At 65.7% G+C, this 24,037-nt stretch carries 20 protein-coding genes and 1 pseudogene; 10 read left to right on the plus strand and 11 right to left on the minus strand.

Features of this window, described 5'->3' with window-relative positions:
* Positions 1–40 precede the first annotated feature (40 nt).
* Positions 41–1,678: a polysaccharide biosynthesis/export family protein gene (locus P2G67_RS04295; protein ID WP_275820384.1), complete on the plus strand. Its 1,638-nt coding sequence runs from the start codon at positions 41–43 to the stop codon at positions 1,676–1,678.
* A 37-nt stretch (positions 1,679–1,715) separates the two neighbouring features.
* Here P2G67_RS04295 and P2G67_RS04300 read toward each other — a convergent pair.
* Positions 1,716–3,410: pseudogene (locus P2G67_RS04300) on the minus strand (N-acyl-D-amino-acid deacylase family protein).
* A gap of 312 nt (positions 3,411–3,722) precedes the next feature.
* Here P2G67_RS04300 and P2G67_RS04305 point away from each other — a divergent pair.
* Entirely contained in the window at positions 3,723–5,096 is a 1,374-nt protein-coding gene (locus P2G67_RS04305; RefSeq protein WP_275820385.1) for a DEAD/DEAH box helicase, read from the plus strand.
* 83 nt (positions 5,097–5,179) lie between these two features.
* Here the strand turns inward: P2G67_RS04305 and P2G67_RS04310 are convergent, their stop codons facing one another.
* From P2G67_RS04310 to P2G67_RS04320, 3 genes are read right to left on the minus strand one after another with little or no spacing between them, the layout of a single operon-like run.
* A complete protein-coding gene (locus P2G67_RS04310) occupies positions 5,180–6,631 on the minus strand; it encodes an efflux transporter outer membrane subunit (protein WP_275820387.1) in 1,452 nt (483 codons plus the stop codon).
* Positions 6,631–8,565, minus strand: a complete 1,935-nt coding sequence (locus P2G67_RS04315) for a MacB family efflux pump subunit (RefSeq protein ID WP_275820389.1) — start codon at positions 8,563–8,565, stop codon at positions 6,631–6,633. The genes P2G67_RS04310 and P2G67_RS04315 overlap by 1 nt, the downstream gene beginning before the upstream one ends.
* Entirely contained in the window at positions 8,562–9,722 is a 1,161-nt protein-coding gene (locus P2G67_RS04320) for an efflux RND transporter periplasmic adaptor subunit (RefSeq protein WP_275820390.1), read from the minus strand. Before P2G67_RS04320 ends, P2G67_RS04315 begins: the two co-directional genes overlap by 4 nt.
* 210 nt (positions 9,723–9,932) lie before the next feature.
* On the opposite strand from P2G67_RS04320, the gene P2G67_RS04325 reads away from it, so the two are divergent.
* Both P2G67_RS04325 and P2G67_RS04330 read left to right on the plus strand, forming a co-directional pair.
* Positions 9,933–10,721 (plus strand): class II aldolase/adducin family protein, encoded by a 789-nt coding sequence (locus P2G67_RS04325; protein ID WP_275820392.1) that lies wholly within the window; start codon positions 9,933–9,935, stop codon positions 10,719–10,721.
* Between the two features lie 113 nt (positions 10,722–10,834).
* On the plus strand, positions 10,835–11,329 hold the full coding sequence (locus P2G67_RS04330) for an OmpA family protein (RefSeq protein ID WP_275820394.1): 495 nt from the start codon (positions 10,835–10,837) through the stop codon (positions 11,327–11,329).
* Positions 11,330–11,361: 32 nt separating this feature from the next.
* On the opposite strand, the gene P2G67_RS04335 is transcribed toward P2G67_RS04330, so the two are convergent.
* A complete protein-coding gene (locus P2G67_RS04335; protein ID WP_275820396.1) occupies positions 11,362–12,573 on the minus strand; it encodes a class I SAM-dependent rRNA methyltransferase in 1,212 nt (403 codons plus the stop codon).
* 18 nt (positions 12,574–12,591) lie between these two features.
* Positions 12,592–13,794, minus strand: coding sequence for a multidrug effflux MFS transporter (locus tag P2G67_RS04340; protein WP_275820677.1), 1,203 nt, complete (start codon positions 13,792–13,794; stop codon positions 12,592–12,594).
* Positions 13,795–13,980: 186 nt separating this feature from the next.
* On the opposite strand from P2G67_RS04340, the gene P2G67_RS04345 reads away from it, so the two are divergent.
* Positions 13,981–14,280, plus strand: a complete 300-nt coding sequence (locus P2G67_RS04345; RefSeq protein WP_275820398.1) for a hypothetical protein — start codon at positions 13,981–13,983, stop codon at positions 14,278–14,280.
* 3 nt (positions 14,281–14,283) lie between these two features.
* On the opposite strand, the gene P2G67_RS04350 is transcribed toward P2G67_RS04345, so the two are convergent.
* Complete coding sequence (locus tag P2G67_RS04350) at positions 14,284–16,305, minus strand: protein meaA (RefSeq protein ID WP_275820400.1); 2,022 nt, start codon at positions 16,303–16,305, stop codon at positions 14,284–14,286.
* A gap of 167 nt (positions 16,306–16,472) precedes the next feature.
* Here P2G67_RS04350 and ccrA point away from each other — a divergent pair, with 167 nt between their 5' ends.
* From ccrA to P2G67_RS04365, 3 genes are all read left to right on the plus strand, one after another.
* Positions 16,473–17,786, plus strand: coding sequence for a crotonyl-CoA carboxylase/reductase (gene ccrA / locus P2G67_RS04355; protein ID WP_275820402.1), 1,314 nt, complete (start codon positions 16,473–16,475; stop codon positions 17,784–17,786).
* A gap of 138 nt (positions 17,787–17,924) precedes the next feature.
* A complete protein-coding gene (locus P2G67_RS04360) occupies positions 17,925–19,598 on the plus strand; it encodes an acyl-CoA dehydrogenase family protein (RefSeq protein ID WP_275820404.1) in 1,674 nt (557 codons plus the stop codon).
* 28 nt (positions 19,599–19,626) lie between these two features.
* Positions 19,627–20,631, plus strand: coding sequence for an isopenicillin N synthase family dioxygenase (locus tag P2G67_RS04365; protein ID WP_275820406.1), 1,005 nt, complete (start codon positions 19,627–19,629; stop codon positions 20,629–20,631).
* Between the two features lie 4 nt (positions 20,632–20,635).
* Here the strand turns inward: P2G67_RS04365 and msrA are convergent, their stop codons facing one another.
* From msrA to dapB, 4 genes are read right to left on the minus strand one after another with little or no spacing between them, the layout of a single operon-like run.
* Entirely contained in the window at positions 20,636–21,292 is a 657-nt protein-coding gene (gene msrA / locus P2G67_RS04370; RefSeq protein WP_275820408.1) for a peptide-methionine (S)-S-oxide reductase MsrA, read from the minus strand.
* A 15-nt stretch (positions 21,293–21,307) separates the two neighbouring features.
* Positions 21,308–21,775, minus strand: coding sequence for a CrcB family protein (locus tag P2G67_RS04375; RefSeq protein ID WP_275820410.1), 468 nt, complete (start codon positions 21,773–21,775; stop codon positions 21,308–21,310).
* Positions 21,772–22,161, minus strand: coding sequence for a fluoride efflux transporter CrcB (crcB, locus tag P2G67_RS04380; protein ID WP_275820412.1), 390 nt, complete (start codon positions 22,159–22,161; stop codon positions 21,772–21,774). The genes P2G67_RS04375 and crcB overlap by 4 nt, the downstream gene beginning before the upstream one ends.
* Complete coding sequence (gene dapB / locus P2G67_RS04385; RefSeq protein ID WP_275820414.1) at positions 22,158–22,982, minus strand: 4-hydroxy-tetrahydrodipicolinate reductase; 825 nt, start codon at positions 22,980–22,982, stop codon at positions 22,158–22,160. The genes crcB and dapB overlap by 4 nt, the downstream gene beginning before the upstream one ends.
* A 103-nt stretch (positions 22,983–23,085) precedes the next feature.
* On the opposite strand from dapB, the gene P2G67_RS04390 reads away from it, so the two are divergent.
* Together P2G67_RS04390 and rpiB are read left to right on the plus strand one after the other, a co-directional pair.
* Positions 23,086–23,472: a thiol-disulfide oxidoreductase DCC family protein gene (locus P2G67_RS04390; protein WP_275820416.1), complete on the plus strand. Its 387-nt coding sequence runs from the start codon at positions 23,086–23,088 to the stop codon at positions 23,470–23,472.
* Between the two features lie 75 nt (positions 23,473–23,547).
* Positions 23,548–23,991 carry a ribose 5-phosphate isomerase B gene (rpiB, locus tag P2G67_RS04395; protein WP_275820418.1) on the plus strand — a complete coding sequence of 148 codons (444 nt, stop codon included), beginning with the start codon at positions 23,548–23,550 and terminating at the stop codon, positions 23,989–23,991.
* Positions 23,992–24,037 lie beyond the last annotated feature (46 nt).

Below are 24,037 nucleotides of genomic sequence, written 5' to 3' on the forward strand. Positions count from 1 at the left end.
GGGAACATCCGGGGATGCCCTGGCTCAGGCAGGGCAGGCAGTGACTTCGACGCAGGCAGACTCCGAGCAGCGGGCGGAGCCGCCGCTGCCTCGGGCTCGCCCCGACGACGGGTCGGTTCAAACACAGCAACCCGGTCGCTGGCCCCAAGTGGTTGTGCCCGGCGCACCGGAAGATCCCTTCGCCGCGCAGCTCCCGCCCTTCGGCGCCAGTCTGTTCGAAGCGCCGGGAATGGCCGGCGGCCAAGGACCCAATCCCAACTACCAGGTGGATGTCGGCGACCAGATCCTGGTCAGCACCTGGGGACAGGTGGAACAGGAGATCACGACCGCCGTCGACCCCCAGGGCAACATCTTCCTGCCCGGCATCGGCCCGGTACAGGTCCGCGGCGTTTCGAGCGGCGGGCTCTCGCAGCACGTCGAACAGGAAGTGCGTTCGGTCTACCGTGAGAACGTGGGCGTTTACGCGACCCTTGCGAGCACCCGCGCCATCGGTGTCTTCGTCACCGGCTTTGTGGAACGCCAGGGCCGCTTCCCCGGAGCGCCCTCGGAATCGGTGATCGACTTTCTCGCCAAGGCCGGCGGTGTCGACCCGAACCGTGGCAGCTATCGCGACATCACCATCCTGCGTAATGACCGCGTCATCGCTCGCGCGGATCTCTATGACTTTCTCCTGAGCGGCCAGTTGCCCCGCGTCAATTTCCAGGAAGGTGACACCATCCTCGTGGGCGAGCAGCGCAGTACCGTGATCGCGGAGGGTGACGTCCGGAACAACTACCGCTTTGAATTTCCGGTGGACGGACCGCTGACCGGTGCGGAACTGATCCGGATGAGCAGACCGCTCCCCAAGGCGACTCATGCGCGGGTCATCGGCAGCCGCAATGGCATGCCCGAGTCAGACTACATCCCTCTCGATGTCTTCGAGCGCGAGCAACTGAGAGATCAGGATCGCGTCACTTTCGGCGCCGATCAGGCTGGCGAGACCATCATGGTGGAGGTGAGCGGCGCGCACATCGGCCCCTCAACCTATGTCACCAGCCGCAATGCCTCGCTGCTCCAGCTTCTCGACTACATCAAGGTCGATCCCGAACTGGCAGCCGTGCACGCCGTCCATCTCCGCCGCGAGAGCGTCGCGCGGCAACAGGAGGCATCTCTACAAGCCGCGCTGGACCGGCTGGAGCGCTCGCTGGTCAGTTCCACCATCGATCTTCAGGGCGAGGCGACAATTCGTCGTGCCGAAGCCGAGATGGTGATGGGCTACATCGAGCGCGCCCGACGGGTCGAACCAGACGGCACGGTGGTGGTGGTGAATTCACGCGGCCAGTTCGTCGACCTGCGCCTCGAAGACGGTGACGAGATCATCATCCCGCCGCAGCGCGGCGTGGTCATGGTCTCTGGCGAAGTCATGGCACCGCAGGCTCTGGCCTTCGAGGAAGGGCAGACCGCGCGCTTCTACATCGGGCGCTCGGGTGGCCTGACCGATCGCGGCGACAGCGGAAAGGTCATACTGCGCCGCCTCAACGGCCAGGTTGAAGTGGTCTCGCCCACAACAGTCGTCCGTGCGGGTGACGAGGTCATCGCGCCGCCGCGTGTCGACTTCAAGGGCTGGGTCTTTGCCCAGGAGCTGGCGCAAATGATCTACCAGCTCGCCGTGATCACCCGGACGGTAATGCTCTTCTGATCGCTGGAACCGGAAGCCCGCGACGGCGTCCCGACTTTCAAGACGCCGTCGCGGCCTTGGGTCGCATCAGTTGACCCGGGGCACTGTCTGAAGTCAGCCGGCCCTCTCCATCGACGATACGCTGTCCGTTCACCCAGACACCGTGCAGGCCGATCGCCTCGGTGGTCAGGCGGGCACCGCCGCCAGGCAAATCGTGAACCCGGCGCTTGGGGCCGCGGTCAACGGTTTCTGGATCGAAAAGCAGCAGGTCGGCGGCGTAGCCCGGCGCCAGGCGGCCCCGGTTGGGCAGACGGAAAATCTCGGCGGGTTTCGCCGTCAACTCCCGCACCGCCTCCTCGAGGCTCAGGACACCGCGCCGGCGGGCCCAGTGCCCCATCAGGTGCAGGCCGAAGCCAGCGTCACAGAAGAAGGTGAGGTGCGCCCCGGCATCCGACAGCGCCACCGAGGCATTGGGATGGCGTATCATCCGGCCCACGGCCTCCTCATCGGCGTTCAGCAGTATCGCGGTGAAGAGGCTTTCCAGGTTCTCCGACAAGCCAAAGTCCAGGAGCCAGTCCAACGGATGCTGGTCGGCTTCTGCCGCAAGCTCCGCGATGCTGCGATGCTCCAGGTGCCGATTCTCCACCCTGGCCGCCTCGGTGAGCGCCAGCTTATCCCACTCGCCGTTAAACAACCGCACGCCGGCCGGTTGCTCCAGTTCCTCCTTCACCGACTGCCGAAACGCCGGTTCGGCCAGTAGTCTGCGCAGCTCTTCACCCGTGGCAGCCATTGCCGGTTGCCAGGCCGCAAGGCTTTCCAGCGGATAGGCGGACGCCAGGGAAAAATCCATCGTCAGGGGACAGCAACTCACCTGGCCCCAGAGTTCGCGACCGCGTGAGCGCGCCTCGGCAATCTGGGCCAGCTCCTTGAATGTACCCTGCGGGTTGGTGGGATTGTGCAGCAAGGCCGCTATCATCACCGGACAACCTGTCTCGGCTGCCAGGGCTTCGAGCCAGGGCACGTCCGTGTGATTGCCCTTGGTCAGCATGAAAAGGCCGCGCCCCGAGTCGGACATCTCCTGCACCAACGCATAGAGTTCGCGGTCGTCTGCAAGCCGCGAGGGCATGGGAACGCCGCCCCAGCCATTGTGCTGCGGCGCCGTCGAGGTTGCGAAGCCGATGGCACCGGCCGCCATCGCTGCGCCGACGTGGCGGCGCATCTCCGCCACCTCTTCATCGGTGGCAGTGCGCTCCACCGCCGCTTGACCCATGACGTAGCTGCGCAAGGCGCTGTGGCCGAGGAAGGCCGCCACATTGGCCTGGGTCCCGCGCCGTTCCAAGGATGCAAGGTACTCGGGAAAGGTCTCGAAATCCCAGGCGATGCCCTGGCGCAGCACGTCCAGGGACATGCCCTCCACCTAGGTGAGGTTGCGCATCACCAGTTCGCGGTCCTCTTCCCTGCAGGGGGCAATCGTGAACCCGCAGTTGCCGATTACAACGCTCGTCACCCCGTGGGCCGGCGAGGGAGACAAGCCGGGGTCCCAGGTCGCCTGCGCATCATAGTGCGTGTGGGTGTCGATGATCCCCGGCATGAGGGCGAGGCCTTCGGCATCAATCACCTCCGCGCCCTTCGGAACGGCAATGTCCGGTTCCACAGCGTCAATGCGACCGGCCCTCACGGACAGATCGCAGTTTTCTCTTCGTGATTCTCCCGACCCGTCGAAGAGCGTTGCGCCCTTGATGATGAAGTCCATTGGCCCCTGCCTCCCACCGCTTTCGCTGTTTGTCAGCGCTAAACCTAGCACGACAGCGCAAAAGATTCCTTGCACGTGAGACCAAAAGCAGGCATATCTTGTGCACTGCACAATGCAGTGTTCGGCGCAGCGGCCGCGTGAACGGGATCTCTAAGATCATCGTCTCGCCGCGCGCCCGTCCTTTCACAGCGATCGCCCAGTCACGCGGGGCATCTCCACACCATCCCCGCGTTCAGCGCACCAGGGTTGCCGCCTTTCGGCGCGCCCGGTTCGTGCCACGCGATTGTTGCTACACGAAAGCGAGTTTCCATTTTGACACAGTTTACTGACCTCGGCCTGGCCGAGCCGCTCCTGCGCGCTCTGACCGACGAGGGTTACACCACGCCCACTCCGATTCAGGCGCAGGCCATTCCCGGCGTTGCCGCCGGTCGCGACTTGCTGGGCGTTGCACAGACGGGCACCGGCAAGACAGCGGCTTTCGCCCTGCCCCTGCTGCACCGCCTGCATGAGATGGGCGGCCGGCCGAAGCGCAAGAGCTGCCGGGTTCTGGTTCTCAGCCCCACCCGGGAGTTGGCGAGCCAGATTCGCGACTCCTTCCGCGCCTACGGGCGTCACCTTTCCCTGACCAGCGCTGTCGTCTTCGGGGGCGTGCCGATCAATCGGCAGATCCGCACCCTGCAGAACGGCGTCGACGTCCTGGTGGCCACACCCGGTCGCCTGCTGGACCTCACTGGTCAGCGCGCCCTGGACCTGACCGGCGTCGAGATGTTCGTCCTCGACGAGGCGGACCAGATGCTGGACATGGGCTTCATCCAGCCGATCCGACAGGTGGTGGCACAGCTGCCCAAGCGTCGTCAGAACCTTTTCTTCTCCGCCACCATGCCGGGCGACATTGCCAAGCTGGCCGGGGAACTGCTCACCGATCCCCTGCGCGTCGCGGTCACACCGGTGGCTTCGACTGCCGAGCGGGTGTCCCAGCGAGTGATCTTGGTGGACGGGGTCGACAAGCGCGGCCTGCTCACCGAGGTGCTCAATGATGTCGGTTTTGACCGGGCGCTGATCTTCTCCCGCACCAAGCATGGCGCGGACAAGATCGCCCGCAACCTGACCAGCGATGGCCTGCCGGCCGAAGCCATTCATGGCAACAAGTCCCAGGGCCAGCGTGAACGCACGCTTGGTGCTTTCCGGCAAGGTCGGGTGCGCGTGCTCGTCGCCACGGATATTGCCGCACGCGGCATCGACGTGGACGGCATCACCCATGTGGTGAACTATGATCTGCCGAATGTGCCGGAAAGCTACGTCCATCGTATCGGCCGCACGGCGCGCGCCGGTGCCGACGGCGAAGCCATCTCTTTCTGCAATGCGGAGGAGCGGGCCTACCTGAAGGACATCGAGAAGCTGATCCGTCAGCAGATCCCGTCCGAAGACCGCCGTCGCGGCAACGAACCCGAGTTCATGCCCCGGCCCAAGCAGGGCCGTGGGAACGGCAAGTCCCAGCGTTCACCGCGTCCTGCCAACAACGACTCTGGCTGGAACAAGGGGTCGCGCGCCGGCAAACCGCGCTCTCGCCCGGCACAGGCCAACTCGCGCGGCAACGGCCGCGGCGCTGGTAAGCCCGCTGATGACGGCGGCCGGCCCGACATGGGTGGCGTCGGCTTCATGCGTGAGCGCCGCCGCGCCGGCTGACCACTGCTGCTAACTCCTGCGACCGTGCCTCCTGCTTGGGGGCACGGTCGTGGCAGGCAGCAACAGGCGGGACAAGTGGCGGATTACTCTGTCTGAGCCAGGCGCAAGCCTGGCGCTTCAGGGTCGTAACCCCCGCCCAGCGCTCGATAGAGACCGATGGCAGCTTCCAGTCGCGCCTGACGTGCTAGAATCGCCTGGGTCTCGGCGTCGATCAGGCTACGTTGGGCTTCCAGAAGATTAAGGAAATCTACGGCACCGGTGCGAAATTGCGCTTCGGCGATTGCCAGCGCTTGGCGCGCCGCATCCAGCGCTTCCAACCGGGCGCTTTCAATCCGGGCCTGCGCTTGCGCATCTGACAGCGCCGTCTCGACTTCCTGCAGCGCGCTCAGCACAGATCCGCGATAACCTTCCAACAGGGCGACCTGTTGCGCCTCGCTGCTCTCAATGCCGGCACGTCTTGCGCCACCATCAAAGACACTTTGAGCCAGGCTGGCGCTCACGGTTAGCACCAGTCCGGCCGGATCCAGCAGGGAGCGCAGCGCATCGCTGGCGGAACTGCCTCCGGCGGTGAGTGACAGGCTCGGGAAGAGCGCGGCCCTGGCCACGGCCACATCGGCCGCAGCGCCAGCCAGTTCCGCTTCGGCCGCCCGCAGATCCGGACGCCGGCGCAAAAGCTCAGCCGGCAAGCCCGGGGATGGCAATGGCACGGCCAGATCCAGCATGGCCTCCCCATTGCCAAACTCAGCGCCAGGCGCTTCGCCCAGAAGGACAGCCAGGGCCGCTCGGCGGGCTCTGACCTGCCGTTCGAGGTCGGTTGCCCTCGCTTCAAGACCGGCAATCACGCTGCGCTGCTGGGCCGATTCCAGGCCAGAGCTGGCCCCAGCCCGTTCGCGCACTGCAGTCAGGGCTTCCACCTCGCGTGCCAGATCCAGGCTACGCCGAGTGGCTTCGATCTGCCGCTCGAGCCCTAGCAGGGCGATATAGCCAAGCGCCACTTCCGACACCAAAGAGAGCGCCACGGCCTCCTGATCGTAGCGGCTCGCCAAGGCCCGCGCCTGCGCCGCCTCCACTGAGGCACTTTCTGCGCCCCAAAGATCCAGCTCATAACTGGCCCGCAGGCCGAGACTGTAGCTCGACCCGCCGCGGTCCTGCGGTGGGTCCACGAAGGGCCGGCTGTTGCGACTGGCGCTGCCATCGGCGTTGACCTGAGGTAGCAGGCCGGCGCGGTTGCGCCGCAGTTCGGCATCGGCCCGGGCGATGCGTGCAGCCGCAGCAGAGAGATCAGGATTGTTATCGATCGCGCGGGTGACGAGATCGTCGAGAACGGGGCTGTCGAAACGCTGCCACCAATCCGGCTCCGGAAAAGCCACGTCCGCCGGTGCCAGTTCCGCCAACTGATAGCTCTCGGGTAACGCTATCTCTTGGCTTTCGGGCGGCGGCCGTGTCGCGCAAGCGCCGAGTATCAACGCGGCTGTGGTCAGCCCAAGAACAGCTCGCCCGCGCCCGAAGCTTCGCCGGTTACTACTTTGCATCATCAATCCGCTCCCAAGGCGCGCACGGGGTCGAGTTGCGCTGCGCGGCGTGCCGGCATCAACCCGAAGACGAGCCCGATCAACATGGCACAGGCCGCCGCTCCCACGATGGGCGGCAAGGTTATGAGGACGGGCGTTCCCACGGCGCCAATTCCCCAGGTCACGGCCAGGCCCAGCAGGACACCGATCCCCGCGCCAAGTCCGCAGACCACCAGTGCCTCGACCAGGAACTGCGCCATGACATCACGCGGTCTGGCTCCCACCGCCATGCGCACACCGATCTCGCGCGTACGCTCGGTTACGGAAACCAGCATGATGTTCATCACCCCGATTCCCCCAACCAGCAGCGAAACTGCGGCAATCGATCCCAGAAGCAGCGTTAGGGTTTGCTGCGTTTCCTCCACTGAGGCAATCAAGGCCGCCCGGTTGCGGATCGAAAAATCGCGCAGCCCGTGGCGCTCCAGCAGCAGCCGATCAATCGCTGCCTCGACCGCGTGCACGTCGGCGCCGCGCTCTACCTGGGCCGTGATGGAGCGCAGGTGCTGCTGGCCCAGCAGGCGGAGCTGTCCCGTGGTCAGTGGCGCAATGGCCACGTCGTCCTGATCGGAGCCCCAGCTGGTCGCACCCTTGGGCGTCAGCACGCCAATGACTTGCAACGGCACGTTCTGCGCCAACACCCATTGGCCGATTGGATCGCTTCCGGCGGGAAAGAGGGCTTCGGCCACGGTCTGTCCGAGCACCACGACGGGGGCATAGCTGTCGAGATCGCTGTCCTGCAGGAACATCCCGGCCGCAACCGGCCAGTTCTGCAGGGCGGCATAGTCGGCCGACGTCGCCAGCAGGCTCGTGCGGATGTCCTGCAGGCCGGCGCGCAGGGTCATCGAACCGCTGATTTCAGGAGCAGCTGCGCGCACGTTCGGCAGGCCCGCCACCGCCTCGGCATCGGCCGCGGTGAGCGTGGCGTCGCCGCCGCGCTGACCGGGTGCGCCGGGCCGCACGACGAGCAGGTCGCTGCCCATACCTTGGATACGCGCCACCACCTCGTCCCGGGCGCCGTCGCCGATGGCCAGCATCACGATGACGGCGCCCACGCCAATGACGATACCGAGCAGAGTCAGCAGGGTGCGGAAGCGATTGGCTGCCAGCGACCGCCAGGCAATGCCGGCCGCTTCACTGAGCGGCAGGCCGCCGCTGCGTTCGGGTGGTCTTTGTAGAGGCGCCACAGCCCCTGCCCCAGCGGGGTCGATGTCGATGGTGCCTGTGTCGGAGACAATGCTGCCATCCACGATCTCGATCCGCCGGTCGGCGGCGGCCGCCACCGCGGGATCATGGGTGATGAGAATGACGGTCCGGCCTTCGGCGTGCAGCTCGCGCAGCAGGCGGAGCACCTCCTGGCCGCTGGCGCTGTCGAGCGCGCCGGTCGGCTCGTCGGCCAGAATGACGTCGGCACCATTCATCAGAGCGCGCGCGATCGACACGCGCTGTTGCTGGCCGCCGGACAACGCCGAGGGGCGATGGGTTACGCGCTCGCCCAGGCCGAGGCGCTCCAGCAGGCCGCGCGCCCGCTCGCGCCTCTGGCTCCGACCGAGCCCGGCATAGAGTGCCGGTACTTCCACATTGCCAAGGGCATCGGCGTTACCAACCAGATTGTACTGCTGAAACACGAAGCCGAAGGAGTCACGACGCAGCCGCGCCAGGCTCTCCGGATCGAGATCCCCAACCTCCCGGCCCTGGAAGCGATAGTGCCCGCCGCTTGGCTGATCCAGGCAGCCGAGCAGGTTCATCAGCGTGGACTTGCCAGAACCGGAACTGCCGACAATGGCGACAAACTCGCCGCGTTCGATGGTGAGATCGATGCCGCGCAGCGCTTCGAAGCGGGTTGCCCCCTCGCCATAGGCCTTGCGCAAGCCGACCAGTTCGATCAGCGGTGTGCTCACAGGCGCGGCACCCGCTGTCGGCTAGCCCCGCCTGGTGCTGCACCAGAGGCTGGGAGTTGCAGCGCGATCTGCTCGCCTTCGCGCAGCCCGTCACGCACCTCGACGGCAACACGGTTACGCAGCCCGAGCACGACCTGCCGTGGCTCCAGCCTGCCATTGCTCTGAACCAATACCTGGCCCTGTTCCTCGCCCTGTGCATTCGGACCCAGGCTTTCGACTGCGCTCAGCGGGACCTGCAAGGCGTCCTCGGCAGCATCCCGAACAAAGAAGACCTGGGCGGTCATCTGCGTCAGCAGCCGCCCGTCCGCATTCGGAACCTCGAAGAGCGCCTGATAGAGCACGACGTCGTTGACCACCTCCGGGGTCGGCAGGATCTGCCGCAAACTGCCTTCCCAGCGCCGGTTGCGGTCGCCCAGCGTTGTGAAGTAGGCGCGCATCCCCGGTTCCAGGCGCATCACGTCGGCTTCGGACACTTGGGCACGCACAGTCATGGTCGCGAGGTCGGCGATGCGCAGAATGATCGGCGTGGACTGATTCGCATTCAGGGTCTGTCCAACCTTGGCATCAAGAGAGACCACGGTTCCACTCATCGGTGCGTAGACGCGGGTGTAGCCCAGGTTTGCCTCGTTGGCGCGCAATGCCGATTCACTCTGGGAGATCTGTGCACGCAGGCCCATGATCTGCGCTTCGGCGACCTTCACAGCCGCTTCGGCGGATTCATAGGCTTCCCGGCTGGTGGCGCGTTGCGCCAGGAGTTTCTCAGACCGCTCGAACTGACGACGCGCCAGTTCCAGTTGCGCCTCGCGCTCGGCCAGGGAGGCTTCGAGCCGCCGCAGCTCGGCCGCGTCGGAGTCGACCCGGGCCTGAAACACATCGGCATCCAACTCGGCCAAGAGATCACCTTCGACAACCTCTTGGCCCAATTCCACGTGCAAGGCCTGGATCTGCCCGGATACCTGGACGCCGACATCCACGAAGTCCTGTGGTTCCAGCGTTCCCAGGGCGCTGACCTCGTCGCGCAGCGTCCCCTTGGTGACGGGCGTGGTCATCACCGCGTCCTCACCGGCGGGTGTAAGGGCCGACCAGGCCATGCTTCCGCCCAGGCCGGCCAGAAGCAGCAGTACCACCGCGCTTGCAATGTATAGAGCTTTACGCACTCTCTCCCCCGGGCCGCGCAGTGCGGCCTCATTCTACTCGCATCTCTGATTGCCTTTACGCAGCGGGGAGCAGCCAACATCCCCCACCGGGCTGTTCCACCGGCCAAGAAAGTTGACGCGAACAGAGCCGCCATGCGGCAGCTAGGACTCGACGTCACCACGGGCTTTCGCGCAGACTGCGGCGCGCGCCAGATAACAGGAGAGCATGCAATGTCCGCCGAGGTCGAAAACCTGACCCCCTTACGATCAACGCCGAAAGTCGGCGAGGCCGAATGGCAGGTCCGTTGCAACCTCGCTGCCTGTTACCGCTTAGTTGCGCACTACCGCATGACCGATCACATCTACACGCACATTTCCGCACGTGTACCGGGTGAACGCGGGCATTTCCTGATCAATCCCTATGGCATGACCTTCGACGAGGTCACAGCCTCCTCCCTGGTGAAGATCGATCACGACGGCAAAAAGGTGGTGGATAACGGCTTCGACGTGAATCCAGCTGGCTTCACCATCCATTCGGCCATTCATGCCGCGCGCGACGACGCAGCTTGCGTGCTCCATACGCACACGCGCGCCGGAGTCGCTGTCTCCTGCATGAAGGAGGGGCTGCTGCCGCTGAATCAGATCGCACTGCAGTTCTACGGCCATCGCCTCGCCTATCACGACTACGAGGGCATCGCCCTGGACCTCGATGAACGCGAGCGTCTGGCCCAGGATCTCGGCCGGGCTCAATCGCTGATTCTGCGCAACCATGGCCTGCTGACGGTGGGCCGCTCGGTGGCAGAGGCCTTTTCCCTGATGTTCTACCTGAACCGCGCCTGCGAGATTCAAGTGGACGTCTGTGCGATGAACCAGGCCTTCGTGCTCCCTTCGGCGGAAACCTGCGAGCACACGGCCCAGCAGTACGACCGCGGGCTGGGCAGTGGGACCCACGAGTTGGACATGGAGTGGAACGCTCACTTGCGCGTTCTTTCCCGCGTCAATCCCGGTTGGGATGCCTGATTCCATCCTTCCGGACGAAAGCCCTTCTTCCTTCCCCTCGAGTGGAGCGATCCATGCCTCGACAGCTGTTGCAGTGGTCCGGTTCTTGCCTTCGCAGCCTTCTTCCAGCGTTCATGCTGCTGTTTCTCGCGTCCACGGCTCAGGCTGCGGGCAGCAATGATGCAGCCGCCCACGTGGACAGCACCGACCGTCCCGTAGACTTGGCGACCTACTGCCGCTACTTCCGCACCTCACCCTACTGCGCGCCAAAGCTCTCAGGCGATGACGGCGGTCCGCGGCTCTATGTGATCTACTTCGATCCGGAAGACTCTGCGATCAGACCCGGCGAGGAAGCCATGCTGCGCAGCGCGCTCGCAGCCGCAAAGCTGGAAACCCGGGCGCCGATCGCCATCACGGGCCATACTGATCGGCTGGGTAACGAAGAGGAAGCGATCGACCTCTCGGTCCGGCGGGCGGCGGCGGTGAGCGACTGGCTGATCGAGGAGGGAATTGAGCGCGAGCGCATCTCCCTTTCGGGCGCCGGCTACTCTCGCCCGCTGTTGCCCGCACGCGACGGCGGAAAGGAGAACCTTAATCGCCGCGCTGAGATCATCCTGGACATATTCTGACCTAAGTACGCCCGGCCGCCGGCGGACCCGTCTCAATCCAGAGCTAGGAAAAGGGCCTTGAGGTACTGAGTTTCCGGTAGGCGCGGGTCGACCGGATGATCCGGGGCCGCGCCGGCGCTGCGCAGCAAACGTGCCGGCCGTCCTGCTTCCGCCAGGCCCCGGCCGATCTGATCCACAAAGGATGCCATATCCACGTGGTGGGAGCAGGAACAGATCACCAGGTAACCCTCCGGCCCAACCACCTCCGCAGCGAGGCGCGCCAGCTTGCGATAGGCCCGCAAACCCTGCGGCAGGTCTTTGCGGCCCTTCACGAAGGCGGGCGGATCGGCGATCACCAGATCGAAGCTGTCCCGCTTTTTGGCTAGGTGCTCCAGCGCTGCGAAGGCATCGCTCTTGCGGAAGGTGCAGCGTTCGGCCACGCCATTGAGCGCCGCTGCCTCTCCCGCCAGTTCCAGAGCCCGCGCCGAGCGATCGACGCCCATAACCGTCTGCGCACCGGCCAAGGCCGCCTGAATCGAAAAGCCGCCGGCAAAGCAGTAGGCATCGAGGACCCGGGCGCCCTCCGCCGCAGTGCGGATCAGATCCCCGGCCCAACGGCGGTTGTCGCGCTGGTCATAGAACCAGCCGGTCTTCTGTCCCTCGCTCAGGTCGGCGAGGAAGCGAGCGCCATGCTCCCTGACCTCCACCGGCTGCTCCACCGAGCCGCGCAGAAGGCGCACGTAGCCATCGAGCCGCTCCAGTTCACGCACCGGCGAATCGTTGCGCAGCAGCACCGTCTCCGGCGCGATCACTTCATCGATCGCCTCGAGCAGCGCCGGCGTGAGCGCTTCCATCCCGGCAGTATTGACCTGCAGCACCAGTGCATCACCGAAGCGGTCGATGATCGTCCCCGGCAGTCCATCGGCTTCCGCATGCGCAAGCCGGTAGAAGGGGACGCCGATGAGCCGCTCGCGGATCGAGAGCGCGCGCTGCAGACGGCGGCGGAAGAAGCCGGCATCGATGACCTCTACCGGATCGCGCGACAGGAGGCGGGCCGCGATCAGTGGATGGCGATTGAACAGGAAGGTGCCAAGTTCGTCGCCACCGCTGGACAGCAGCCGCACCAGGCTGCCCGGCGGCAGTGCCTTGACCTCCGCCGACATCTCGATCTCGTTGGAATAAACCCAGGGGTGGCCCAGCCGCAGACGCTTCTGCGCCTTCGGCTTCAGCCGAACGATCGGCCGGTCAGGAGTTCTTGTGGACATGGCGCGGAAGATAGCGCTTCACGACGCACTGTCCAGCGTGGCCGAGCCCAAGAGGAAGCGCTGGCTCGCCAGTGCCACCAAAGCGGAGAGGAACATGACTGCCATCATGACCTTGGGCGTGCCGTCCTGGAACTGGCCTACGAACACGCCCAAAACGGCCGCACTGCCCATCTGAACAAAGCCCAGCATCGCCGAGGCCGAGCCGGCCAGTCGTGGAAAGGGTCGCAGGCAACCGGCCTGGCCGTTCGGCATCACCAGGCCCGTGCCGAGAAAGTAGCAGGAAGCTGGCAGGACGATGCTTGCGACCGAAGCCACGCCCAGGAGCGCAAAGCCCAGACCGCTTACCGTCGCGATCAAGAGCGCAACGATTCCGAAGCCGATCAGCCGGTCGATGGAGAACTGCGCCTGCAACCGAGCACTGGCGAAACTGCCGAGCACATAGCCGCAGATCACGCCGGCAAAGCTCAGGCCGTAGGCCAGGGGAGTGAGCCCCAGTCCGCCGATCAACGCAAAGGAGGAACCAGAGATGAAGGCGAACATGCCGCCATAGCCGGCACTCACCGTCATCACGTAGCCCAGGTACTCGCGATTGCGTAGCAGGCCCGCATAGTTGGCGATCAGCTTCCCGGCCTGGGTCGCAGTGGGATCGCGGTAGCGGTTGGTCTCCGACAGCACCAACAGCACGCCGGTGAGCGCGATCACACCGAACAGGAGCAGCAGTAGGAAGGTGGCCCACCAGTCGAACCACTGCGTCACCAGCCCGCCCAGGATCGGGCCCAAGGCCGGGGCCAGGGCCATGGCCATCGCAACATAGGACAGGGCGCGGGCTGCCTGGTTGGGACCATAGAGATCGCGCACCACGGCGCGCCCGAGCACCGGTCCGGCGGCGGCGCCGAGCGCCTGCAGCAACCGTCCCGCGATCAGCCATTCAATCGAGGGCGCCAGCAGGCAAAGCAAGCTGGCCAGCAGGAACAGCAGAATGCCTCCGACCAGCACCGGTCGTCGGCCAAAGCGATCACTCAGCGGCCCGTAGATCAGCATACCACTGGCAAAGCCGACCAGGAACACCGAGAGGGTCAGCTGCACCGTCCCGGCGGACGCCCCGAAAACCTCCCCCAAGCGTGGCAGGGAGGGCAGATAGAGGTCCGTCGAGATCGGGCCGAAGGCGACCAGAACAATGACCAGTGGCAGAAGCAGCGGATGGCGCCGGGGGGAGTGCATCAACAGCAGACTCGGGCAGTAACTGTGGCAACGGTGGTTGCAGATTACCTTCACGCTGCCATGCCGCCAGCCCTCGCCAGGGTTTAGGAGCCTTGCGGCTCGCACATGGGAGAGCACGCGCCTATGGTATGGCCCACCCAAAAGCCTTACTTGAAGGCCAACACCCTTTCACAGCCAGAGGCCTGCATGGCACGCAAGAACCAGAAGAAGCCGAAGTCGCGAGGCTCGCGGCCACTGCCCCTTCCCGTCCTCTGGACCGATATGCTCGCCGCTTCCATGGAAACCATAGCCCGGCGCAGCCTGCTCATCGCCACCGGCAATTTTACACTCACAGAGTACCAGCGCATGGTCTGCGAAAAGGCTAAGGCGTTGCAGGGCACAGCCTTAGCCGCGGCCACGGGGACACCCACGCCGGAAGCGTTACTGGCACCCTGGCATCGGATTGCCAAGGCAAACGCCAAACGTTTGCGCCGCGCCCAGAGTTGAGCCTCACTCCTCCTGCCAGCGGCCGTCCACGATCTCTACAATTTGCGCCAGAATGCCGGTGATGTCGTAATCTTTGGGCGTGAAGATTGCTGCAACACCGGCCTTTCGGAGGGCGTCTGCGTCTTCGAGAGGGATGATGCCACCCACGACGAGCGGCACATCCTCCATGCCCTCCCTTTGCAGGCGCGCCAGTGTGTCTTCCACCAGGGCGCGGTGACTGCCGGAGAGGATGGACAGGCCGATCACATGCACGCCCTCCTCCAGGGCAGCGCCGACGATCTGCCCCGGCGTGAGGCGAATGCCCTCATAGACCACCTCGAACCCGGCATCCCGGGCGCGCACCGCGATCTGCTCGGCCCCGTTCGAGTGGCCGTCGAGGCCCGGCTTGCCCACCAGCATCTTGATGCGCCGGCCGAGGCGTTCTGACACAGCCTCCACTCGCTGGCGCAGCACGGCCAATTGATCGCGGCCGCTGTCGCGCAAGGGCGCCGCCTTTCCCACCCCGGTCGGGGCGCGGTACTCGCCCCAGACTCGGCGCAGAGTTTCGCCCCATTCTCCCGTGGTGACGCCGGCGTGGGCACAGGCGATGGAGGGCTCCATCACGTTGCGTTCCCCGCGCGCGGCGGCCTCCAGTTCTCGGAGCGCGGCCTCGACCGCCGCGCCGTCGCGCTGAGTCCGCCAGGCCTGAAGTGCTGCGATCTGCTGGGCCTCTGCTTCGGGATCGGGCAGGAGGAAGCCGCCATCGCCGCTCTCGGTCAGGGGTGAGGGCTCGCTCTCGGTGTAGCGGTTGACGCCGACCACCACCTGCTCCCCGGCCTCGATCGCCCGAAAGCGCGCAACGGCGCTCTCCACCAGGCGCTCCTTCATATAGCCGTTCTCGATGGCCGCCACAGCACCGCCCATGGCCTCCACCTTGGCCATCTCCGCCTTGGCCTCGGCCATCAAGTCGGCAACCTTGGCCTCCACCACCGGGTTACCGTCGAAAAGATCCTCGTACTCCAGCAGGTCGGTCTCATAGGCCAGGATCTGCTGCAACCGCAGAGACCATTGCTGGTCCCAGGGTCGGGGCAGGCCCAACGCCTCGTTCCAGGCGGGCAGTTGCACCGCGCGAGCCCGGGCCCGCTTCGACAACACGACGGCCAAGGTTTCCAGCAGGATGCGGTAGACGTTGTTTTCCGGCTGCTGCTCGGTCAGGCCCAGGGAGTTGACCTGTACGCCGTAGCGGAAACGTCGATACTTCTCCTCGGTGATGCCGTAGCGCTCGCGGCAGATCTCATCCCAGAGTTCGGTGAAGGCGCGCATCTTGCAGAGCTCGCCGACGAAGCGCAGCCCGGCGTTCACGAAGAAGGATATGCGGCCGACCACCTTGGGGAACTGCTCATCGGGCACCCGACCGCCATCGCGCAGCGAATCCAGCACGGCAATCGCGGAAGACAGGGCATAAGCCAGTTCCTGGGCCGGGGTCGCCCCGGCCTCCTGCAGGTGATAGCTGCAGACATTGGTGGGGTTCCATTTCGGCACTTCGGCCACCGTGAAGGCGATGACGTCGCCAACCATGCGCAGCGATGGCCGCGGCGGGAAGATGTAGGTGCCGCGGGAGAGATACTCCTTGAAGACGTCGTTCTGCGTCGTTCCCTGCAAAGACGTTCGCGCCACGCCCTGCCGCTCCGCACAGGCGATGTAGAGCGCCAGAAGCCAGGGCGCCGTGGCGTTGATGGTCATGGAGGTGTTCATCCGCTCCAGCGGAATGCCCTCGAACAGCCGCTCCATATCACCCAGGTGCGAAATCGGCACGCCGACCTTTCCCACCTCGCCGCGCGCCAGCGTATGGTCGGCGTCGTAGCCGGTCTGGGTGGGCAGATCGAAGGCCACGGACAGCCCCGTTTGCCCTTTCGCCAGATTGCCGCGGTAGAGCGCGTTGGAAGCGGCGGCCGTGGAATGGCCCGCATAGGTCCGGATCAGCCAGGGCCGATCGGGTTCCCGCTTCTGCTGCAATGCACTCTCCGCGCGCTGTGCAACGGCCATACGTCGCCCCCTGAAACAGCTTTCATCAACCTTCATCGACCATAGCAATATAAAAATTGCTTGCAATGAATAATGATCGCAAGATTTAATCGTTTTGCATCGCAGCGAACGATGGCGAACACAGGGTCGCCGAGTGCCAAACCGGCTTGTCAAAGGAGAGTGCCGAGATGAACAGTGCAGCTGCCCCCTCCCCCGCCGCAACGAAACAAGCCGCCGAGGTTGTGGCCCTGCGTCCTGCACGCACGGCCAAGGATCTCTACGAGGTGGGCGAAATTCCGCCGCTCGGCCACGTGCCGAAGCAGATGTACGCCTGGGTGATTCGCCGCGAGCGGCACGGTGAGCCTGAAAGCTCCATGCAGCAGGAAGTGGTCGAGGTGCCGGAGCTCGACAGCCACGACGTTCTGGTCATGGTGATGGCGGCCGGCGTCAACTACAACGGCGTGTGGGCCGGCCTTGGCAAGCCGATCTCCCCCTTCGACGTCCACAAGGCCGAGTATCACATCGCCGGTTCCGACGCCGCGGGTGTGATCTGGGCTGTCGGATCCAAGGTCAAGCGCTGGAAGGTGGGCGACGAGGTCGTGGTCCACTGCAACCAGGACGATGGCGACGACGAGGAGTGTAACGGCGGTGATCCGATGTTCTCCCCCTCCCAGCGCATCTGGGGCTACGAGACGCCGGACGGTTCCTTCGCGCAGTTCTGCCGCGTGCAGGACCGCCAGCTCATGCCGCGGCCGCGCCACCTGACCTGGGAGGAGAGCGGCTGCTACACGCTCACCCTCGCCACGGCCTACCGCATGCTCTTCGGTCACCGGCCGCACATCCTGCGCCCGGGGCACAACGTGCTGGTTTGGGGCGCTTCCGGCGGCCTCGGCTCCATGGCCATCCAGTTGATTGCGGCGGCGGGCGCGAACGCCATCGGTGTCATCAGCGACGAATCCAAGCGCGACTTCGTGCTGTCGCTGGGCGCGCGCGGCGTCATCAACCGCAAGGACTTCAACTGCTGGGGCCGGCTACCGGATGTAAACGGAGAGGCCTTCTCCGACTACATGAAGGAATGCCGCAAGTTCGGGAAGGCAATCTGGGAGATCACCGGCAAGGGCAAGGACGTCGACTTCGTCTTCGAACATCCCGGCGAACAGACCTTTCCCGTTTCCTGCTTCGTGGTGAAGCGCGGCGGCATGGTGGTCTTCTGCGCGGGCACCACCGGCTACAACCTGACCATGGATGCCCGATTCGTCTGGATGCGCCAGAAGCGCATCCAGGGCAGCCACTTCGCCAACCTGAAGCAAGCGGCGCAGGCGAACACCCTGGTTGTCGAGCGGCGGGTCGATCCCTGCATGAGCGAGGTCTTCGCCTGGGACGACATTCCGCACGCCCACACCAAGATGATGAACAACCAGCACAAGCCCGGAAACATGGCGGTGCTGGTTCAGGCAAAGCATCCCGGTCTGCGCACCCTCGAGGATGCGGCTGAAGGGTAAAGGCCCGGAGCATTGGCTTGGCCGGGAGGGAGCGGCTAGGCTCCCTCCTTGCCATCCGTGCCCAGCCAGTGCTCCACCGGCCAGTGAGCCGGTGCGGCAAGGGCGTGATTCGAGACCCGAAGCGGGAAAACCGTAGCAATGATCTTCTCCTCCGCCGGGCAGGCCGGCACGAGCTCGCCCGTGCTGCCCGACCTTCTTGATCTCTGCCGCGCGGCACTCCCGGCCGTGGAACGCTTCGAGGCTGAAGCGCGCCAGGCACTGGCCGCCCTGGTGGCACCCGGAGGCAAGCCGCTCCCCGAGTTGATGGAGCGCGAGCAATTTGCCGCGCACGGCTATGCCTGGCTGGCCACCTATGTGGCCGCCCTGCGCGAGAGCCTGCAATGGGCCGAGCGCCTCGAGGCCAACTCGAAACTGGGCGAACTAGAAGCGCTGACTCTCCAGGCGCTCTGGGGCGAATACCTGGGCCAGTTGATCGGCGGTATCGCGCTCAGTCAGGTCGAGGTTTTCCGTCCGCGTGATCTCGGTCTCGATAGCGATATCTTGCGCAACCCGCCTGTCACCCAGCTTATCCAAGGAGGAAACACCGCAGCCGTGCGGCGGCGCCTCGCCGACCTCAGCGTCGAGGGACACTTCGGCGAGCGTGGTCTGGACGAAACCGAAGCCATGATCTCGGAGCAGTTCCGGCGTCTCGCGGACGAGCATGCGGAACGGGCCCACCAGTGGCACCTCGCCGACGATCTGATCCCCATCGACGTCATCCGGCAGTTGGCGGACCTCGGCGTCTTCGGCCTCACGGTGCCCGAGGAGCATGGCGGACTGGGGCTGGGCAAGACGGCCATGTGCGTCGTCACCGAGGAGTTGTCGCGCGGTTACATCGGTCTGGGGTCGCTCGGCACCCGCTCGGAGATCGCCGCCGAACTGATCCGCCTGGGCGGCACGCCCGCCCAGAAGGACCACTGGCTGCCGCGCATCGCCAGCGGCGAGATCCTCCCCACCGCCGTCTTCACCGAACCCAACACCGGCTCGGACTTGGGGGCGCTGCGGACACGGGCGGTGCGCGAGGAGGCGATCTATCGCGTGACCGGCAACAAGACCTGGATTACCCACGCCGCCCGCAGCGACCTGATGACCCTGCTGGTGCGTACCGATCCCGAAAGCCGGGACTACCGCGGCCTCTCCATGCTGCTGGCCGAGAAACCGCGCGGCAACGACAGCGATCCCTTTCCGGCGCCGGGCATGAGCGGCGGCGAGATTCCCGTGCTCGGCTATCGCGGCATGAAGGAGTACGAACTCGCCTTCGACGGCTTCGAGGTGCCGGCGGACAGCCTGCTGGGTGGCATCGAGGGCCAGGGCTTCAAGCAGCTCATGGCCACCTTCGAATCGGCCCGCATCCAGACCGCCGCCCGTGCCGTGGGGGTGGCGCAGAACGCGCTGGAGCTGGCGCTGGCCTATGCGCGTGATCGCAAGCAGTTCGGCAAAGCCATCCATGCCTTTCCGCGCGTCAGCGGCAAGCTCGCCTGGATGCTTGTGGAGACCATGGCGGCACGCCAGCTCACGCTTTACGCGGCGCGGGAGAAGGACCAGGATCGCCGCTGCGACATTGAGGCGGGTATGGCGAAACTGCTCGCCGCCCGCGTGGCCTGGGCCAATGCCGACGCGGCGCTGCAGATCCACGGCGGCAACGGCTATGCGCAGGAGTACCCCATCTCCCGCGTGCTCTGCGACGCGCGCATCCTCAACATCTTCGAGGGCGCTGCGGAGATCCAGGCCCAGGTGATCGCCCGTGGGCTGCTGGCCCCCGGACGCAACTGAGTAGCCCTATCCCAGTACAGGAGCCCGCATGATTCCGCTGATCGACATCGCCAGCCTTTTCGCAAGCGACAGCCAGATCCGCCGGGAAACGGACAGGGCAATCATGGCGGCGGCGCAAGACAGCGGTTTCATGGTGGTGACCGGGCTCGGCGCGGAGGGCGGCGCCGACCCGGATTGCCGTAGCGAACTGCTGCGCTTCTTCACCTTGCCGCAGCAGGCGAAAACGCCACTGTCCCGCCGCAAGTTCGCACCGGACAATCCCAACGTCTATCGCGGGTACTTTCCCGTGCAGGAGGGACAGGCGACCTGCAAGGAAGGGATCGACATCGGACCCGATCTGCTCGACCCGCAACGCCGAAAAGCCGACGACCCGCTGCGGGAGGCCACACCGCTGCCCGAGGAGCGCGACCTGCCTGGCTGGCGCGCGTCGGCCGCGGACTATTTCGCGGCGATGGAGGCCACCGGCGCCGCGCTGATGGCTTCGATCGCCCGCGGCCTCGGTCTCCCGGAAAGCACCTTCGCGCCCTATTTCGAACAGGGTATTTCCACCCTGCGCCTGCTGCGCTACCCGCCCAGGCTCCTGGGATCAGCTGAACTTCGGGATCCGGAACTCAGCGTAGAAGACCGGGGCGAGCGGCGCCTGCTGGCCGGCAAGGCCCATGTGGACTCCGGCTTCGTGACCCTGCTGCAGCAGCACGGGGTGAGTGGGCTGCAGGCCCAACTGCCCGACGGCTCTTGGCATGACGTGCCGCCGCAGGAAGGCGGCCTGGTGGTGAATTTCGGAAAGCTACTGGAGCGCTGGACCGGCGGGCGCATTCGCGCAACACCTCACCGGATTCTTGCCAACGAAGCGGAACGCTTCTCCATTCCTTTTTTCTATGAGCCGGCGGCCGAGGCGCGGATCGCGCCGCTACCGCTCGCGCAGGCGGAGCGTTTCGAGCCCTTCGTCTACGGCGACCACCTTTGGAGCGCCATGACTCGCTTCATTGAGTTCCAGGGGCTGGAGAACCTCCGGCCGGCGCAAGCCGCCTGAAGGCTCAGGTGGCCGCGACGCCGGTCGGCAATGGGCAGCTCACCCCGGTGCCGGCGATTCCGCAGTAGCCAGCCGGATTCTTCGAGAGATACTGCTGGTGATAGTCCTCGGCGAAGTAAAAGGGGGGCGCCTTGCGGATGGTGGTCGTGATCGGGCCGTGGCCGGCGCTGCGTAGGGCTGCGGTAAATCGCTCGGCCGAAGCTTCGGCCTGCGCGAGCTGAACATCGCTGTGAGTGAAGATGACGCTGCGGTACTGGGTCCCGTGGTCGTTGCCCTGACGCATGCCCTGGGTTGGGTCGTGGCTCTCCCAGAAGACCGTGAGCAGGGCATCGAAAGAGATGACCGCGGGGTCGTAGACCACGCGCACAACCTCGGCGTGGCCGGTCATGCCGCTGCAGACTTCCTCGTAGGTCGGATTGGGCGTGTGGCCACCCTGATAGCCGACAGCCGTCACCCAGACACCAGGCAGCCGCCAGAACAGCCGCTCAGCACCCCAGAAACAACCCATTCCAAAATCCACGACCTCCATGCCCTCGGGATAGGGGGGCAAGAGTTCCCGGCCATTCACATGATGGGACGCCGGCGCGGGAAGCGGGGTTTCGCGCCCCGGCAAGGCTTCGCTCACCATGGGCAGGCGTTGCACGGTCTGACGAAAGAACATGGGAGACCTCCGCTATCACTGCTGCTCTGAAGATGGCGTGCCCTGTGTCCCGCCGCAACGTCGCCGGCACCACATCTGCCCGAGATGGTGGCCACCCCACACCGAAAGCATCCAGAGCAGCATGGACAGGGCTATCAGGCCGGCACCCGCTATCAGCTGGCCGTCCTGCAAAAAGTACAGGCTTTCCAGGCTGAAGAGAGAAAAGGTGGTGAAGCCGCCGCAAACACCGGTCATCACGAAATGCCGCTGCCAGTCCCCGACGACAACACAGCCCCGCGGACCGATAAGGCTGGCATAGAAGCCGATCAGGGCGGACCCGAGAATGTTCACCGCCAGCGTCCCTATGGGCAGCCCCTCGCCCATCTCCGCCAGCAGCACGAGCGAAAGGCCCCAGCGTGCGAGGCCGCCCAGCGCGCTGCCAAGAGCGACTGCCAGGTAAGCGCTCTGCCAAGGCTTGCGGGCACCTATCTCTGTGCCGCTCACGACCCGGCCCCCATCAGCGCGGCTCCCGCCGACACCGCTGCGAGGCAAAGCCCCAGCGACAAGAGAAGATTGCCGGCGGCCTGCGCATAGCGCCGGGCTTGCAGCAGCTCCAAGGTCTGCAGGCTGAAGGAAGAGACGGTCGTGTAGCTGCCGAGAAAGCCCACGCCGGCCAAAAGCCAGACCTGCGGCTGAGCGGCGAACCACTGCGCCTGCACGCCCCAGACCGCCAGAATGCCGATCAGGAAGCTCCCACTGACATTGACCGCGAGCGTGCCCCAGGGAAATCCGGCCGCCAGTCGTCCCACCAGGCTGGAGACGGCGTGTCGTGCCAAGCCGCCACAGGCGCTGCCCGCAGCCACCAGCAGGGCGGCGCCCCAGAGGCTCACGCCTGCTGCGCGGCGCCCAGGCCGAGCACGTCGAGCATGCCGTAGAGACCGGCCGGACGCCCCTTGACCCAGCGCGCGGCCTTCACGGCGCCCAAGGCGAAGACATCCCGGTTGCTCGCACGGTGACCGAGTTCGATGCGCTCGCCGTCACCGGCGAGGATCACGCTGTGGTCTCCGGGCACATCGCCGCCGCGCAGGCTGGCAAAACCGATCTCACCCGCCGGTCGCGATCCGGTGATGCCGCTGCGCCCCTGCCGCTCCACCTCCGCCAGCGCCACGGAACGGCCTGCTGCGGCCGCTTCGCCCAGGAGCAGGGCCGTGCCCGAAGGCGCATCGACCTTGTGGCGGTGGTGCATCTCGACGATTTCGATGTCGTAGCTGGCGTCCAGGGCGCGGGCTGCCTGCTCCACAAGCAGCGCAAGCAGATTGACGCCGAGGCTCATGTTGCGCCCATAGACCACGGGAATGCGCTCTGCCGCCTGCTGCAGGGCGGCGAGGTCATCATCCGTCATACCGGTGGTGCCGACCACTAGGGCCGTGCCAGTCTCCGCTGCCATCGCGGCGTGCTGGGCCGTGGCCTCCGGCGTGGTGAAGTCGATGGCGACCTCGCAGTCGGCCAGAACCTCCCGGGTGTTGGCACTGCTCTCGACGCCGATGTCTCCATGCCCGGCAAGCCGCCCCAGGTCCTGCCCCAGCAAAGGGCTTTCGCTACGCACGGAGCCGCCGACGAGCCGGCAGCCATCGCTTTGCAGCGTAACCGCCAGGAGGCGCCGACCCATCCGACCGCCGCAGCCCAGAACCGCTATTCTTGTCTCTTGCATGACACCCTCTTTCCCGGCCAAGACTGTGCCATCCTACTGAATGGAGATGGCTCGCAACCGCCGCTGCTCCGCTATAGGGGGCACGCTCCGCCATGTCGAGGCTATGACTGAGCCGCCACGTCTGACCATCTTCTATGACGGCACCTGCGCGCTCTGCCGCCGACAGAAGGCCTTCTGGGAAAGGCATACCGCTGCAGGACGCGTGGCCTGGCACGACATCGGCCGCGATGCCCGGCCGCTGTTAGGCAGCGGCATCAGTCATCGCCGGGCGCTGCATCGCCTCCATGCGCGCACGGCCGATCGGGAGACGCTTACCGGCGGACGCGTTGTGGTGGCTCTGCTGAGAGAAGTGCCTGGCTTTCGGCGCCCGGCCGCACTTCTGGCACATCCCCCGCTGCTCTGGCTGGTGGAAGGTTTCTATTGCCTGTTGCTGCCGTTGCGCCGCCTGGTCACGGGGCGTCGCTGCCCCGGCTGCGCCAGGGAGGACTGAGCCGGGCTCGGCCTTTCAGGCCCGGGGCACATGTGGTAGCGTTCAGCCACTTCTCACCACAGCGGTTGATGACCCATGTCCAATCGGACGATCGCATTGGCGGCGGATCACGCCGGCTATCCCCTGAAACAGTCCTTGGCAAACGAGTTGCGCGAACTCGGCTACGAGGTGCTCGATCTTGGCACCCATTCGACTGACTCCGTCGACTATCCGGACTTCGGCCGGGCGTTGGCCGAGGCCGTCGCCGACGGCAGGGCCAAGGCCGGCATCGTCGCCTGCGGCACCGGCATCGGCATCTCTATCGCTGCCAACCGCAATCCGGCGATCCGCGCTGCCGTTTGCCATGACGAAACCTCCGTCAGACTGGCTCGCCTGCACAATGACGCCAACGTCCTCGCGCTTGGCGCCCGCCTAATCGGCGAGGAGGTCGCAAAAGCCTGTTTGAAGGTCTTTCTCGAGACGGAGTTCGAAGGCGGTCGCCATCACCGTCGCATCGCCAAGCTTGGCGAGACTCCCTGACCCCTGCTTGCGCCTGATCCAACGGCTGCACCACCGCGACAAGGAA

The sequence above is a fragment of the Aquibaculum arenosum genome (assembly GCF_029222965.1).
In the GTDB taxonomy this organism is placed as follows: domain Bacteria; phylum Pseudomonadota; class Alphaproteobacteria; order Kiloniellales; family DSM-21159; genus Aquibaculum; species Aquibaculum arenosum.